The organism is Duganella sp. Dugasp56 (genome assembly GCF_047304105.1).
Lineage (GTDB): Bacteria > Pseudomonadota > Gammaproteobacteria > Burkholderiales > Burkholderiaceae_D > Rugamonas > Rugamonas hordei.
The window spans coordinates 32,776-48,213 of sequence record NZ_JBGLYQ010000016.1 but is presented as its reverse complement, the minus strand read 5'-3'; the positions used below and the strand labels follow the sequence as shown (position 1 = coordinate 48,213).

General features: G+C 63.3%; 9 protein-coding genes. 3 read left to right on the top strand and 6 right to left on the bottom strand.

From position 1 onward, the window contains the following. The first annotated feature begins 30 nt into the window (after positions 1–30). Positions 31–789: a substrate-binding periplasmic protein gene (locus ACCD07_RS13170; RefSeq protein ID WP_353398279.1), complete on the top strand. Its 759-nt coding sequence runs from the start codon at positions 31–33 to the stop codon at positions 787–789. 17 nt (positions 790–806) lie between these two features. On the opposite strand, the gene ACCD07_RS13165 is transcribed toward ACCD07_RS13170, so the two are convergent. The 4 genes from ACCD07_RS13165 to ACCD07_RS13150 all read right to left on the bottom strand — a co-directional run bounded on the left by ACCD07_RS13165 (position 807) and on the right by ACCD07_RS13150 (position 6,118). Then, a complete protein-coding gene (locus ACCD07_RS13165) occupies positions 807–1,583 on the bottom strand; it encodes a substrate-binding periplasmic protein (protein WP_413447571.1) in 777 nt (258 codons plus the stop codon). A 75-nt stretch (positions 1,584–1,658) separates the two neighbouring features. Next, positions 1,659–3,239: a GH39 family glycosyl hydrolase gene (locus ACCD07_RS13160; RefSeq protein WP_413447570.1), complete on the bottom strand. Its 1,581-nt coding sequence runs from the start codon at positions 3,237–3,239 to the stop codon at positions 1,659–1,661. Positions 3,240–3,456: 217 nt separating this feature from the next. Next, a complete protein-coding gene (locus tag ACCD07_RS13155) occupies positions 3,457–4,668 on the bottom strand; it encodes a XylR family transcriptional regulator (RefSeq protein ID WP_176650541.1) in 1,212 nt (403 codons plus the stop codon). 313 nt (positions 4,669–4,981) lie between these two features. Next, entirely contained in the window at positions 4,982–6,118 is a 1,137-nt protein-coding gene (locus ACCD07_RS13150; RefSeq protein ID WP_413447569.1) for a helix-turn-helix domain-containing protein, read from the bottom strand. A 353-nt stretch (positions 6,119–6,471) separates the two neighbouring features. Here ACCD07_RS13150 and ACCD07_RS13145 point away from each other — a divergent pair, with 353 nt between their 5' ends. Both ACCD07_RS13145 and ACCD07_RS13140 read left to right on the top strand, forming a co-directional pair. Then, positions 6,472–8,610, top strand: coding sequence for a beta-galactosidase (locus ACCD07_RS13145; protein ID WP_413447568.1), 2,139 nt, complete (start codon positions 6,472–6,474; stop codon positions 8,608–8,610). Positions 8,611–8,665: 55 nt separating this feature from the next. Beyond that, the gene (locus ACCD07_RS13140) at positions 8,666–10,342 is read left to right on the top strand and encodes a sodium:solute symporter family transporter (protein ID WP_176650538.1); all 1,677 of its coding nucleotides are present in this window, start codon (positions 8,666–8,668) and stop codon (positions 10,340–10,342) included. A gap of 354 nt (positions 10,343–10,696) precedes the next feature. Here ACCD07_RS13140 and ACCD07_RS13135 read toward each other — a convergent pair whose 3' ends face one another. Both ACCD07_RS13135 and ACCD07_RS13130 read right to left on the bottom strand, forming a co-directional pair. Continuing rightward, a complete protein-coding gene (locus ACCD07_RS13135) occupies positions 10,697–13,816 on the bottom strand; it encodes a TonB-dependent receptor (protein WP_413447567.1) in 3,120 nt (1,039 codons plus the stop codon). Between the two features lie 90 nt (positions 13,817–13,906). Beyond that, positions 13,907–15,181 carry a hypothetical protein gene (locus ACCD07_RS13130; RefSeq protein ID WP_413447566.1) on the bottom strand — a complete coding sequence of 425 codons (1,275 nt, stop codon included), beginning with the start codon at positions 15,179–15,181 and terminating at the stop codon, positions 13,907–13,909. Between the last annotated feature and the right edge of the window lie 257 nt (positions 15,182–15,438).

The window sequence follows — 15,438 nt, the reverse complement described above, 5'->3', positions numbered from 1 at the left end:
TTTAACAATGACAGCATTGGAGTGGTATTGATGTCCCTGGATTCCAGCGTCCGCCGAATTTTCGGACCAGTTTGCAGCCTGGGCATAGTCCTGTGGCCGCTAGTTGCAGGCTCGGCCGAATTGACCGCCTACGCGGAAGAATCGCCGCCCTACCACTACCTGAAAAACGGCGAAGTGACCGGCATCGCCACGGATATCTTGCGGGCCGCCTGCACGCGCGCAAAGATCAGTTGCGACATCCAGATCGTTCCATGGGCCAGAGCCTACGCGCTCACGACGACCACGCCCAATACCTTGATCTTCTCGATAGTCCGGCGGGCGGACCGGGAGAAGAATTTCATCTGGCTGAGCCCCATCGCCACCGAAACCATGTGGGTCTACGGCAGGCGCGACTCGCCCGTGATCAGCTCCCTGTCCCAGCTGAAGACCAAGCGCATAGGCGTGATCAACGGCAGCTCAGCTATCATGGAACTGCGCAACGCCGGCATTCGCGATGCCATTATCGACGTGGCGAATTCCACCGAAGGCAATTTGCGCAAGCTGGAGGCACACCACCTGGACTACATCGTCAGCACCGACACGCGGGTGGACGCGGCCAGGGCCAAATTCGACATGCGCCTGAACCTGGTGAAGGCGACCAGGTTGAGCGAGGTGACCAGCTACTACGCGATCAGTCCCGGATCCGATCCCAAACTGGTGGCCGCCATCAAGTCCGCGCTGGCCGAGGTCGGCTCGAGCGCCGCGCGCGACAAAATCACGTTGAAGTATCTGCCGGCGCCGGCCCGGTAAGCCGCTTTATTCCCCGCTTATTCCCAGTTGCGGGCGATACGTTCCAGCTCGCCGCTTTTTTCCAACGCCTGCAGGGCGGCGCGCAGGCGCTCGACGACGCCGGGGTCCAGGTGTCTGCCGACCACGAAATACAGCGGGCTGCTGGCCATTTCCATCGGCAGTATGCGCACCCTGGCGCCGTAGCCGGTGCGGTTCAGCGTCGCCTGCAGGCCCGGGCTGCGGTGGAAAAACAGCCGGCCTCGGCGGGCCAGCAGTTTTTGCACGTTCAGCTGCGGATTGGCCGCGCTGGCATCGATCAGGCGCACGCCCGCCTTTTCCAGCACCGTCACGCCGGCGAAGCCGCGATTGGCCAGCACCACGCCGTCCGGTTCCAGCTTGCGCACATCGTCCCAACTGGCGATCGAGACCGGATCGTCGACGCGAGCGATCAGGTGATAGCGGATGGTAAACAGCGGCGGACCGACGAACACGTATTTCTTGTCGCGCTCAGGGGAGTGGGACAGGCCGCAGGAGGCGTCCTGCGTGCCGTGGTCGATGGCGGAGTAGATGCGCGCCAGCGGCTGCCAGGCCTGATGGCCGCTGAACCTCAGACTGGGGTCCACGCGTTCGACCGCATTCATGATATCGATGCAAATGCCGACGACCATCCCGCTGCGTTCGTCGGCCTGGAATTTTGGCTCGGTACCCACCTGCGCGGCGGTACGCACTTCCGTCGCGGCCATGCCCGCGCCGCCGCACAGCAGGGCCGGCAGCAGCACGCCGAGCTGGCGCAAGCTGATAGACAAGCGTAACAAGGGCGACTCCATGTTTTGGCGCGAGGAAACTCATTATAACCCCGTGCCTGGGTCGCGATGTGGCGAGTGCGGAGCTCAGTCGGCGCGCGTCAAGGTCACCAGGGCGATGTCGTTGCTGCGCATGGGCACGGTGAGGGTAAAGGCGCCGTCCTTGCCGATCCGGACCACGCGGTCGGTCTCGGGCGCATCCTTGGTCAGCGCGTGCAGCTGGTCGACCTGGGCCGGCGTCAGCGTCTTCGGCGCGCCCATCTCGATATAGGCGGAGTACGCGTCGTTGGCGCGGAAGCCGCTGCGGCGCACCTGCAGCCGGTACTTGCCCGGCTTGACATGGCTGACCCGCATCGCGACTGGCGCCGACGGCGCCGACGGCACGACGCGGCTGTAGAACGGCCGGTTGCTGACCTTCTGCTCCGGTTGCTGGAAGTCCCACACCAGCGCGGCCACCGTGTTGCCGTCCGACGTAGCCATCACCTGCGCGTCCTGCACGGGAATCTCGTTGCCGCGCAAGGCATGCAGGTATTTGTAGGCGAAGTAGGCCGGCTTGCGTACGCCCTGCGGATTCATCAGGCCGAAGCCGCCTTCGAACGGCTTGGACGGCGGGCCCGGTTCTTCGAACAGGTCGGTGTAAGTCCAGTAGCTCATGCCCTGCACCAGGCCCTTGGTGCCCTTCAGCTTGCTGAGGATGTACGGCGAGCTGATATAGGAATCGTGCACCAGGTCGCGCGGCGTGTAGCTGGTGCTCCACTCGGTGAAATACATCGGCAGCGTCGGAAACTTCGAGGCGGCTATCTGCTCGCGCACGCGCCGCACGTCGCCGATGATGGCGTCCGGCGACGGCGACAGCTTGGTGTCGCCCTCGCCCTTTTCATCGAGGAAGCCGCCGTCGACGCCGTAGGTGTGGGTGGTGACGAAATCGACCGCGGCGCCGCTGCGCGCCACATGGTCGAGGAATTCCGGCACCCAGGCGGCGCCGGCGGTCGACGGTCCGCCCACGCGCAAGGCCGGATCGATCGCCTTGATCGTGTTCGCGGTCAGGTCGTACAGCTCGAAATAGGCTTTCTGGTCGGCGCGCTCCCAGAAGCCGTCCAGGTTGGGCTCGTTCCACACTTCGAAGAACCAGCTGCGCACCTCGGCCTGGCCATAGCGCGCCTCGATGTGCTGCACGAACGCCGCGATCAAGTCCTTCCAGGCATCCGGCTTCGGATGCGAGGTGTTGCCTTGCCAATAGAAGATCTGGTTGTCCGAGGTCGCCATGGCCTTGGGCGTGAAGCCCAGCTCGACGAAGGGTTTGATGTTGCGCGCCAGCATACGGTCGTACAACTGGTCGATCTTGGTCCAGTCGTAGACGGTCTTGCCGTTCTCGACGCGCACGGTGCCCAGCACGTCGTGGAAGATGGCGTGGAAGCGCAGATAGCGGAAGCCCAGCTCGTCGACCGTGGTCCGCAGTTGCGCCATGCTGTCGTCGCGCAGCAGCGTGCCCGGATAGTCCGAGCCAACCGACAGGTCGAAGAAACGATCGAGCGGCTTGCTTGCGTGCGCCGCATCGACGACCACATTGCGCGGCGCCGGCTTGGCGGCATCGGCTGCGTGGGCGGCCGGCAGCGAAAGATAGAGCGACGCGAAAGCCGCCAGGCAGGTGTGCTGGAAATGCTGCATTGTTACAATCTCCTTGTTCTTTCCGGTTGTGGCTGGGATGCTAACACCTTGAATCCGCAAGCAAAATGGGGCGCGGGGCAGTTGTACGATATCGTTCAGCCGCTTGGTGATTTTTATAAAAACCGAAAAAAGGGGGCAGCAGAAGCTGCCCCCAAAAGTCTGCCGAACCAGGCAGCGAGGAGAACGGTAGCGGCTGATCAGGCGCTCGAGGCGCGATCTATGCCGTCTGATGGTCGGCGTCGCGGACGTCGGCCGGCGCCGCTCCGAACACCTGGTCGCGGTAGGCGCGCGGCGTGCAACCAAGTTCGCGCTTGAACACCAGGTGCAGATACTGGGTGGAGGTGAAGCCGCAGGCGAGCGCCACGTCGCCAATGCTGCGTTCGCTTTGCAGGCCGGCCTTGGCCGCATCCAGCTTGTAGCGCAGGATGACGTCGTGCACGCTGCATCCCAGTTCGCGGCGGAAGTAGGCTTCGAGCGACGAGCGGGAAACGCCCACGTATTCGGCCACCTGGTGAGTCTTGATGCCCTGGCAGGCGTACTGGCGGATATAGTGGCAGGCCCGCATCACGTGCGGATGCTTGACCAGCGGGTGCAGGCTGGACGCGCACACCTTGATGCCGGCCGGCGGCACCAGCACCGGAGTGTTGTCCGGGCGTACGCCGTGCAGCATCTGGTCCAGCAGATGGGCGGCGGCCCGGCCCATCTCCTGGGTGCCCTGGATGACGGAACTGAGCGGTATGCGGGTCAGCATGCGCACCAGCGGATCGTTGTCGATGCCGACCAGCGCCACCTGTTCCGGCACCTCGATGCCGGCGATGGTGCAGGCTTGCAGCAGCAGCCGCGCGCGCGCATCCGTGACGGCGATGATGCCTATCGGCTTGGGCAGGCTGTGCAGCCAGGCGATCTGACTCCGGACCGCCTCGTCCCACGACAGCGCGCTGGTTTCATGACCACGGAAGATCTCGGCCTCCATATTGTCGTGCTGCATCAGGCTGCTGAAGGCATCCTCCCGCTCCTGCGCCCAGCGATGCTGCTCGGACTTGGGCAGGCTGAACATCGCGAAGCGATGCAGGCCGACGTCGATCAGGTGGTCGTGCGCCACCTTGACAAGATTGAAATTATCCGTCGCCACATAGGGTACGCCGGGCGGATAGTGGTCCAGGCTGGCATACGAGCCGCCCACCCCCACCACCGGAACGGTGCAGCGCGACAAGGCCGCCACCACCGCCGGGTCGTCCATGTCGGCGATGACGCCGTCTCCCTGCCAATGTTCGATGCCGTCCAGGCGCGTGCGGAAATCCTCCTCCAGGAACAATTCCCAGGTCGAGCGCCGGCGTCCCAGATAGGCGGCAATGCCTGAAATGACCTCGCGGTCGAAGGTCTTGTTTGCGTTGAACAGCAACGCGATCCGATGTGTTTTCGTCGTCATAGTCTCCGTCCTTGTCTTTTTTATAATGAAAAACATCGGCGGCACACCTCTTGCGGGGGCCGCCGTCACTGCCTGCGGCGTTACCGTCGTTGCGGCTTGCCGTGCATGTCGTCGATAGCGGCCGCCAGGATCGCGTAGAAAGGAAGGGCAATGCGGGATTTGAAATTATTCATTCGTCAACCCTGGACGGACACCTCAACTGCCTTGCAGCTTAGATGCGTCCGTACTATCGGGGTAACGCTCAGGAGGGAATTACTACCAAAACGAGGGGTGTGTTATTAATTCTGTCGTTAGTGTTAATCATAAAACGACATCACGGCTTGCACGCGCTGCGGAACGCCTTGGGCGTACAGCCGTACTCTTCCTTGAAAAGCTTGTTGAAGTACGACACGTTGCCGTAGCCGACCGAATAAGCGATCTCCGCCACCGTCGCCGCGTCCTTTTCGGCCAGCAACCTGGCCGCTTCGGTCAGGCGCAACTTGTTCAAATAACCACTGAAAGTAAAGCCCAGCTCGGATTTCAGCACATCGTTGACCTTGTTGCGATTGACCCCGGTCTGCTCCACGACGCTCTCCAGGTCCAGCTCCGCATCGGCATACTTGTTTGCAATCAACTGCAGGATCGCCGTCTTTTCCTTGTCGCGATGCGGCTCCAGAGATAGTTGCTTATACGCTACGAAAGGCAAATCCTTCTGCAGCTTGCCTTTCACGTCATCGATCAGGGCACGCGTGTGTTGGCGGAAAAGCCACAGGGCAAAACCACCCCATGCGATGCTCAGCAGTCCGCCTAGCAGCACCAGGTAGCGGTGGTCGCGGCCCTCCAGTTCCAGCCCGCCGATTTCGACTTGCGACGGTACGCCGACCGGACTCTGCAACGAGTTGCCGACGGTGATTTTCGCTACCTTGTCGAGTTTATAGGCCTGCCGCGACAAGTCCAGGTTCACCACCTGGAACCACCACTGGGGAGTTTCGAGGCGCGTCAGGTCGATCTCGACGCGGGATTCCTGTTCATGACAGGAAAAATACGTCGAAAGCGCCCGGTAATTCAGGTAGTCGGCACTCTTGGCCCCCCCCTCGAAGGTGATCAGGCTGAGCGACAAGGTATTGGCCGGCGCACACTTAACCCGCAGCGCGATGGAGCTGTAGCGCGACAAATCCACATGGACAGGCTTGCCCTTTCGATCAAGGAAAGATAATTCCGCTGCAACAAAGGGATGCTCGACGGTCTTGGACAGGTTGAAGTCGTAGCGCAGCCGCTGCTGAGCTTGGTGGATGTGGAAGGTCGCACCAACATTCCAGCTGGACTGGGCTTGCCAAGGCAGAGGACTGTCCTGCACCGGGAAAAGCGAGACTTGTAAATAGCTTTGTCTAAGACAGATGTAAGCAAGGGCCAGGCTTGCAGCGAGAAGGCAAAAGCACCCGCGGAATGCTTTTTTATAGAATTCATGCATGCGGGCGATTCTACCCGCTCGATGTTCCCATTACAACAGTGTGCTGCGGCAAAAAAAGGGCGGCCGCAGCCGCCCAAAGCTACCGGAGAGGCAGTTGGAAAGTACAGATAACACGACGGGCAACGGAAACAGATTGATTGCCCGGGATGTATTTTGGAAGCAGCGCCGGCGCGGCGCAATTGTTAAAAATATCAACCACACACATCAAATTGCGTAAGCGCGCCATGCCGGTGGGAGAGTTGGGACAAATTGTTAATCGCCTCGGCGAATTTCATAATTGCCAGCCTGCCGGGCAAGTCCGCACAATGGCCCACCTGTCATCAAACCAATAAAACTCCCCAGGATGGTCTCGAATGTTTAGAGGACGACTACTTTCATATGCCTTGTCGGGCGTCATCGCCGCCGCGGCGTGCGTGCCGGCAGGCGCTCAGCCGCAGCCGGCCGCGCCGCCGGCATTCCCGACCATCTTGTACGGCGCCGCCTACTATCACGAATACATGCCCTACGACCGGCTGGACAAGGACGTGCGGATGATGAAGGAGGCCGGATTCAATGTGGTCCGCCTGGGGGAATCGACGTGGAGCTTGTGGGAGCCGGAAGACGGCCGCTTCGAGTATGCGTGGATGGACCGCGTCGTCGACGCCATGGGCAAGGCCGGGATCAAGGTCATCATGGGCACCCCGACCTATTCGGTCCCCGCCTGGATGGCCAGGCAGCATCCGGAAATCCTGGCCCGCAAATTCAACGGCGTGCAGAACACCTACGGCATGCGGCAGAACATGAACACCGACGCGCCGGCCTACCGCTACTACGCCGAGCGGCTGATCCGCCGTATCGCCGCGCGCTACAAGGACAACCCGAATGTGATCGGCTGGCAGGTCGACAATGAAACCGGCAGTTACGGCGCCGCCAACGACGACGTGTTCATCCGCTTCCAGCACTATCTGGAAAAGAAATTCGGCACCCCGGAAAACCTCAGCAAGGCCTGGTTCCTGAACTACTGGGGCCAGGATCTGCACAGCTGGACCGACCTGCCCCGTCCCGACGGCGCCCAGAGCACCGGCTACAAGCTGGAATGGTCGCGCTGGGGCCAGATGCGCGTGACCGACTTCCTCACCTGGCAGGCCGGACTGATACGCGAATGCGCGTCGCCGCGCCAGTTCGTCACCCATGATTTCGCCGGCTCCATGCACGCCGACGTCAACGAAGCGGCCGTGGCGCGCGCGCTCGACATGCCAGCCGTCAACATCTATCACTGGGGCCAGCGCGAGTGGTACAACGGCGCCGGGCAAAAGCTGGACGCCGACTTCACCCGCTCGCTCAAGCGCGGCAATTTCCTGGTGACCGAGACCAACGCCCAGACCACGGACTGGTCCTCGTCCTTCCAGTACCCGCCGTACGACGGGCAGTTCCGCGAAGACGTCTACACCCACCTCGCCAACGGCGCCAACATGGTCGAGTACTGGCACTGGTCGTCTATCCACGCCAACCAGGAAACCTACTGGAAAGGCGTGCTGTCGCACGATATGGAGCCGAACCGCGCGTATGCCGAAATGAGCCGCACCGGGCGCGAGTTGCAGAAGATCGGCCCGCGCCTGGTCAACCTGAAGCTGCACAGCGACGTCGCGATCCTGTGGAGCCGCGACTCGCTGAACGCGCTCAACGACATGCCCTTCGCCAAGGAGTCGCAGTGGGGCGGCGGCGGCACCAAGGCCGACTACGGCTCGCTGGTGCGCCAGATCCACCGCTCGCTGTACGAGCTGAATATCGGCACCGATTTCGTGTTCCCGGAGACGCAGGATTTCTCGTCCTACAAACTGCTGATCGTGCCGTCGCTGTATGTGGCCGACGACGCGCTGCTGCTGCGCATCACCGACTATATCCGCAAGGGCGGCCATGTGGTGATGACCTTCAAGAGCGGCTTCACCAACGAGAACGCCGCCGTGCGCTGGACCATGGCGCCGGGGCCGCTGCGCGAAGCGCTGGGCTTCCATTACCAGGAGTTTTCCAACCTGGCCCAGCCGTTGGCATTGAAGGACGACCCTTACCACGCCGGCGCGGACAACAAGGTGCAGCACTGGGCCGAGTTCCTGCAATTGGACAGCGCCAAGGCCCTCGCCTATTACGACCATCCGTTCTTCGGCCAGTGGCCGGCGATCACCTCGAATCAGTACGGCGCCGGCAAGGTGTTTTATGAGGGCACTTATTTGTCCGACAAATTGCAGAAAGCCGTGCTGCAATCGCTGCTGCAGGAACAGGGCCTGACCGGACCGGACCAGCAATTGCCGCAGCAGGTATCCACGCGCTCCGGCGTCAACAGTTTCGGCCGCACCATCCGCTACTATTTCAACTATTCCGGCACGGCGGTCAGCTTCAACTACCGCCACAAGGCTGGCGTCGACCTGCTCGGCTCCCGCCGCGTGGCGCCCGACGACACGCTGACCCTTGGCCCGTGGGATGTGGCGATCATCGAAGAGGATGCCAGCCGATAACGCGTACCGATTCCAACAACAACTTCAGAGACAACTTTTTCATTGTGAGCACTTCATGAGTACTTTTTCAACCATCGACATCATCGTCTTCCTGTTTTATTTCGTCCTGGTGGCCGGCTACGGCATCTGGGTCTACCGCCGCAAGCAGGCCGGCTCCGGCAAGGCCTCGCATGACTACTTCCTGGCCGAGGGCTCGCTGACCTGGTGGGCCATCGGCGCCTCGCTGATCGCCTCCAACATCTCCGCCGAGCAGTTCATCGGCATGAGCGGCTCGGGCTACCGCATCGGCATGGCCATCGCCGTGTATGAGCTGATGGCCGCCGCCACCTTGGTGATCGTGGCCGTGTTCTTCATGCCGGTCTACCTGAAAAACCGCATCTACACGATGCCGCAGTTCCTCGAACAGCGCTACGGCAAGGGAGTCGCCACCACCATGGCGCTGTTCTGGCTGGGCCTGTACGTGGTGGTCAACCTGACCTCGATCCTGTACCTGGGCGCGCTGGCGATCAGCAGCCTGTCCGGCATCGCCCTGCTGCCCTGCATGCTGTTCCTGGCCGTGTTCGCTGCGGTGATCACGCTGGGCGGCATGAAGGTGATCGGCTATACCGACGTGGTGCAGGTCACCTGCCTGGTGGTCGGCGGCCTGGTCACCACCTGGCTGGCGCTCGACCTGGTCGCCGCGCTGGGCAACAAGCACGGCGCGCTGGCCGGCTTCTCGGAACTGTATGCCCATACCCGCGACCACTTCGACATGGTGCTGACGCGCGACAATCCGAACTATATGGACTTGCCGGGCCTGTCCGTGCTGCTGGGCGGCATGTGGATCGTCAACCTGAACTACTGGGGCTGCAACCAGTACATCACCCAGCGCGCGCTGGGCGCCGACCTGCCGACCGCGCGCAAGGGCCTGCTGTTTGCCGCCTTCCTCAAGCTGCTGATGCCGGTCATCGTGGTGTTGCCAGGCATCGCCGCCTATGCGCTGGACAAGTCCGGCGCGCTGGGCGACGCCATGCACGTGGGCGGCGAAGTGAATCCCGACCGCGCCTACCCTATCCTGCTGGGCCTGCTGCCGTCCGGACTGAAGGGCATCGCCTTTGCCGCGCTGACCGCCGCCGTGGTGGCTTCGCTGGCCGGCAAGGCCAACAGTATCGCCACCATCTTCACGCTCGACATCTACACCAAGCTGTTCAACAAGACCGCCAGCGAGCAGCGCATGGTGTGGGTGGGCCGCGTCAGCGTGGTGGTGGCGATGGCCCTGGCCGTGCTGATCGCACCGCTGCTCGGCATCGACAAGAAAGGCGGCTTCCAGTATATCCAGGAATACACCGGCTTCGTCTCGCCTGGCATCCTGGCCATGTTCCTGCTGGGCTTCTTCTGGAAGCGCACCACCTCCGGCGCGGCGATGTTCGCCACCTTCGGCGGGCTGGCCGGCTCCATCGTGCTGAAGTTCCTGCCGACGATGATGGACCTGTCCTTCCTGGCGCCGATCGGCTTCTCCAAGGCCAATGCCGCCGGCGTCTACGAGATTCCCTTCCTGGACCGCATGTTCATCGTGTTCTGGGTGGTGGTGGCCGGCATGGTCGTGATCAGCAAACTGGCGCAGCCCGCGGCAGGCACGGCGCCCCGCCATCTGCAGATCGACCGCACGCTGTTCCGCGTCGACGGCGCGTTTGCCTTCGGCTCGGTGGTCATCTGCGTGCTGCTGGCCAGTATCTACAGCAGCTGGTGGTAAGCACGGCTAGTTCAAGCAAGACAGGCCGTACCTTCTGAGAAACGCCCGATGAACTTCATCGGGCGTTTTGTTTTTGTACTTCCAGGCCCGATGCGGCGAAACGACTACCAAGACCGCGCTCGGGAGTCCCGCGCTGGCGCTGCCGATCAAAATCCTCAAACTTCCCAAGGCATCTCGACGCTGCGAGTGGTGTCCACGGCTGCAATCGGCTCGAAGGCTTGCAGTCGCTATGCGATGTTCAGCCGGCACGGCTGTCCATTTCATGACGGGTCGCTCCAACAAAAAAAGGGGTGGCCGAAGCCACCCCATGAACTACCGGTAAGGTAGGGAGACAAAACTCTCAAGTTGCTCGCGTCAGTAGGAATACCTCAGCGTCATGCGATAGCTGCGGCCAGGCTCGAACCAGGCGCGCCCCATGTTGCCGATGTGCTGCTGCTGCGTCTGCCTGACGACGATGTCGGTCAGGTTGGAGGCCGAGAAGTTGCCGGACAGGTGCTCGCTGAAACGGTAGTCGATGCCGAAGTCCAGCTGGCCGGTCGCCTCCTGCCAGGTCGGCAGGCCCCAGCCCACGTCCTGCGCGCCGTTGCGGGCCGGATCGGCGCTGGTGCCGTCCGTGCCCTGGGTGCCGTTCACGGTCACGCCCTGCAGGAAGCGTCCGCGCCAGCTGTAGGCCAGCCGCGCCGACAACGGTCCCTTGTCGTACATGAACGTCAGGTTGTAGGCGTTCTTGGACAAGTACATCAGCGGAAGCGAGCTGAACGGCAGTCCGTTGGTGTCGCAACCATACAGGCTCAGGGAGCTGTTGTTGAACGATCCCGCGGCCGGACAGTACTTCAGGTCGAACGGGTGGTACAGCGTCTGCTTGCTGTCGATGTAGGTATAGTTGGCCGCGATGCCGAAGCCCTTGGCCCAGTCGGGCAGCAAGCGGTCCAGGACCGGCACATGGTCGAGGTAGGTCTGGCCGGCCAGCTCCAGGCCCGTCACCGAACCCTTGGCGGAATTGTCCGGCGCCGTGATCAGGAAGTTTTGCGAATTGCCCGCCAGGTCCTTGTAGCTGCGGGTGTAGGCGCCGTACAGGATGATGTCGCGCACGTCCTTGCGGAACACGGCCGCCGTCAGCGACGAGCCGCTGCTCGGATACCACTCGAGCGTCAGGTCGTAGCTGTTGGCGCGGGTCGGCTTGAGGTTGGCATTGCCACGGTCGGTGCCGGTGTAGGTGATGTTGCGCACGCTGCCGCCGGGACCGGTGTTGTCGATGTTCTGGTTCAGCGTGATGTACTCGCTCAGCTCGCCGAAGCCGGGACGGTACATCGACTGCGCGAACGCGAAGCGGGCCTGCAGCTTGTCCGACAGGCTGGCCTTCAGGTTCAGGCTGGGCAGCACGTTGACGTATTGGTGGGTGGCCTCCAGCGGCTCGTTGATCGGGCCGAACTGCGGCACCTCCGGCGGCGTGGTGCTGCCGTAGGTCGGCAGGAACACGGTGTAGCCGTGGGCCGTCGATTCGGTGTGCACCACGCGCACGCCGACATTGCCCTCGACCGGGACGCGCAGGTTGTCGAAGCCGAAGCTGGTCGACACGAACGCGGCCTGGGTCTTCTCGCTCTGGCGGCCGACCTTGGCCGGATCGCCGTCAAAGCTCAGCGGCTTCCAGCTGCTGCCCGCCGTCGAGCAATCGTTGTTGTTGCCGAACAGCTGGTTGCCGTCCTGGCATTGCAGCTTGAGGATTTGCGTCAGCTGCGCGAAGGAGGCGGGATTGCTCTGGGTGAACGCCATGGTCGGCACCACCATGGCCGGCGGCGCGGCGACCTTGCCGTTGAAGAAGTTCGGGAAATTATAGGCCATGGTCGGCACCAGGCTGGCGTAGCGCGGATCGCTGAAGTAACCGAACGTCCCGCGCGACTGCCAGCCCTGCTGGTCGGTGGCGTTGGGCAGTTGGCCCGGCACCGACGTCTGCTTGACGTTCCACGGCTCGGCCAGGCTGGTCCAGCCCGAGCCGCCGCCGTCGACGTGGTTGGCCCGGCGCTCGGTCAACCGCAGGCCGAAGCGCAGGTCGCGCAGCACCGGATGGTCGAACACGTAGCGGGCGTCGGTCTTCCACGCGTACAGGTCGCCGTCCGCCTTGCTCAGCGACGGCATCATGAAATTCATGTAGTAGTTGGCCGGATTGGCCAGGAAGTCGCGCGCCTTGCTGTCGAAGTTGATCTGGACCGGATTGCTGGACAGGTTCAGGCCCACGCTCGGCACGAAGGTGCCCAGCGTGACCACGTTGCCCAGGCTGCTGTCCCTGGCGTGCACCCACTGCACGTCGTTCTGCACCGTCCAGCTGTCGCTGACGGCCCACTTGAAGTTCCAGGCGATCTCCCGCGTCTGCGAACGGCGCTCGCTGAAGCCGGTGTCGGCCTGGAAGCCCAGGCCGCCGGCGGCGAAGTTGTTCGCGCCCAGGCCGCCCACCGGGTAGGTGTAGGTGCCCGACTGCAGCACGCCATGGCTGTCGAACACGGGATTGAGGATCAGCGACTTGTACGAGTTCTCGACGCCGGTGAAGGTGGCGTTCTCGCTGTCGCCTTCCTTGTAGGCCGAGTGGAAATAGGTCAGGGCCGACTGCATGCCGTTCTTTTTCCACTGCAGCGCGCCGTACACGCCGGCGCGGTCGGTCTTGCTGGTGTTGGTGCGCCACGAGGCGGACTTGGGCGCCCACACGGTCTGGCCGTTGACGATGTCGGTGCGCGGGAAGTAGGCGTCCAGCTGCACCGTGTCATTGTGGGAGTTGGTCTCGTTGGCGGACAGGTCGAGCAAGGCGCCCCATTGCCCGAACGAGTTTTCCCAGCGCTTGGAGACCAGGCCGGACACGCCGGGCGACTTCTTGCTGCCCAGCGCGTTGTAGTTGCCGTTGACCGTGAACGAGAACTTGTCGCCCTTGTAGTCGAACGGCAGCGCGGTGCGCAGGTCCACCTGGCCGCTGACGCCGCCCTCGATCAGGTCGGCCGGCGGATTCTTGTGCACGATCACCGCCGACATCAGCTCGGCCGGCACGTCGCCCCAGCTCAGCTCGCGGCCCGGCCAGCCGGCCGAGAACGACTCGCGCCCGTTCAGCGTGGACGAACCCCAGGTCAGGCCGCGCACCGAGATGCCGGAGCCCTCCACCGAGAAGTGCTCGGGATCGCCGCGTGAGCGGTTGCGGTCGATGGTCACGCCCACCACGCGCTGCAGCACCTCGGTGATCGACCTGTCGGGCAGCTTGCCGGCTTCCTCGGCAACCACGCCGTCGATGATCTCGTCGGCGTTCTGCTTGAGCTTTTGCGCCGACTGCAGCGATGCGCGCTGGCCGCTGACGATAACCGTCGGGCCCTTGTCGGCGCCTTGTTCGGCGCCGATGACGCCGTTGTCCGTGCTCTGGGCCGCCGCGCCGCCGCAGATCATCACCGCCTGCGCCACAGCCATGGCCAGCGCGGTTTTCTTGAATGGACTCCTCATTTCTTGCTCTCTTCTTCTAATAGTATCTCGATGGCCCTCCCCGCCGACCGACGGGGTGGGAACAATGGCTAGCCGCTCCGGCGCGCCGGCTTATTGCACCGTGACGGGCGCGGTCAGGGTCAGCTCGGTCGGATAGGTCGGGCTGGAGGCCGACTTGCTCAGCACCATGACATTGGTCGACGCGGCCTCGATCTTGATCTTCACGATCGGGTATTTGCTCAGCTCGGTGGCCGGGTCCACCGTCAGGTCGCAGCTCTCGCCGATGCCCGTGAAGCTGGCCAGTTGCACCTCGTACGCGGTGACCGCGGCGCTCTTCGGCGCGAACGTCGTGTTCAGGGCCACGTTGCAGGCGCTGTTGTTGTTGGACGCCTTCTTGGCGAAGTGGCCGAGGACCAGCGTGACCTTGACGTTGTTGGCGCCGCTGCCGAACCATTCGCTGTTTTGTCCCACATTGAGCTTGAGCACCTTCTGCTTGCCGACCTGCACGCCGCCGGTGGTGTCGCCGGTCGAGCTGATGCTGCCCACGCCCGGGGTCAGGAATTCGAGGCCGAAGTAGGCGCCGATACCGCCACCGCCATAGGGATGCTTGGGATCGCCGGTCTGGACCAGGTAGTGGTAGCTGACGCTGCCGCCGTCGGCGCTGAGGCTGGCGCCGCACCAGTTGGCGTCGCTGCACCACCAGCCGTCGATGCTGCTGCCGGCGAAGGTATCGAAGACGCCGCCGTCCGTGGTCGCGGACAGCGAGGCGAAGCCGGACAGGGCCGGCAGCACAGGCGGCGGAGCGTCGCCCACGTCGAACGCGACCACCACCGGTTTCGCCACGTCATAGGTGCCGTCGCCGGCCTGCGACGCGCCGATGTCGCACTCGCCCTTGGACACAAGGGTCAGCCTGGTGCCGCTGACGGTGCAGACGGCCGGCGTGAGGGAGGTCAGGCTGACCGGCAGGCCCGAGTCGGACGAGGCGACCAGCGGGGCCGGGGTCGAGGCCAGCGGCTGGAAGCCGGGCGACGCGAAGGTGATGGTCTGCAGGTGCTTCAGGACCTTGAACAGCTGTTGCGCGCTGGCCGGCGCGTAGGTGCCGTCACCGGCCTGGCTGGCCGTGACCGAGCATTCCCCCACCGCCACCGGCACCAGCTTGCCGTCGGTGACGGTGCAGTTGGCCGGCGTGTTCGAGGCGAAGGTGACGGGCAGTCCGGAGGACGTCGTCGCGACCAGCGGCGCGGGCGCCATCGCCAGGTAACGCGCGCCCGGGTAAGGAAAATCGACCGACTGGGCGCGGCTTCCCGATGCACCGCCACCGCCGCCGCCGCAGGCGGTCAGCAGCGCGGCGCAGGAAAGCGCCAGCGCAGGCAGCTGCAAGCTCATAGTCTGCCGCCTCATGGAATGTCCCTCTTTGATGTATTTTTTCATGTTGCTTGTCTCGTTATTTGTCATATTGTTTGTCACGTCGCTTGTCACGGCGCTGTCATATTTTTGTTCTTGGAGCGGATGCTATCACCGCCCATCGGCGCATGGCACAGGTGAAACGGCTGTTGATATATATTGCCCAACAGGCTGGCGGTTTTCATACATCGCAAAAAAAAGGGGCAGCCGAAGCTGCCCCTGGATGCCGCCTTCCGCTC

What these genes read in the sequence shown, in the direction of transcription:
- ACCD07_RS13170 (WP_353398279.1), top strand. Translation starts at nt 31, where the DNA reads ATGTCCCTGGATTCCAGCGTCCGCCGAATTTTCGGACCAGTTTGCAGC.
- ACCD07_RS13160 (WP_413447570.1), bottom strand. Translation starts at nt 3,239, where the DNA reads ATGCAGCATTTCCAGCACACCTGCCTGGCGGCTTTCGCGTCGCTCTAT.
- ACCD07_RS13155 (WP_176650541.1), bottom strand. Translation starts at nt 4,668, where the DNA reads ATGACGACGAAAACACATCGGATCGCGTTGCTGTTCAACGCAAACAAG.
- ACCD07_RS13150 (WP_413447569.1), bottom strand. Translation starts at nt 6,118, where the DNA reads ATGCATGAATTCTATAAAAAAGCATTCCGCGGGTGCTTTTGCCTTCTC.
- ACCD07_RS13145 (WP_413447568.1), top strand. Translation starts at nt 6,472, where the DNA reads ATGTTTAGAGGACGACTACTTTCATATGCCTTGTCGGGCGTCATCGCC.
- ACCD07_RS13140 (WP_176650538.1), top strand. Translation starts at nt 8,666, where the DNA reads ATGAGTACTTTTTCAACCATCGACATCATCGTCTTCCTGTTTTATTTC.
- ACCD07_RS13135 (WP_413447567.1), bottom strand. Translation starts at nt 13,816, where the DNA reads ATGAGGAGTCCATTCAAGAAAACCGCGCTGGCCATGGCTGTGGCGCAG.
- ACCD07_RS13130 (WP_413447566.1), bottom strand. Translation starts at nt 15,181, where the DNA reads ATGAGCTTGCAGCTGCCTGCGCTGGCGCTTTCCTGCGCCGCGCTGCTG.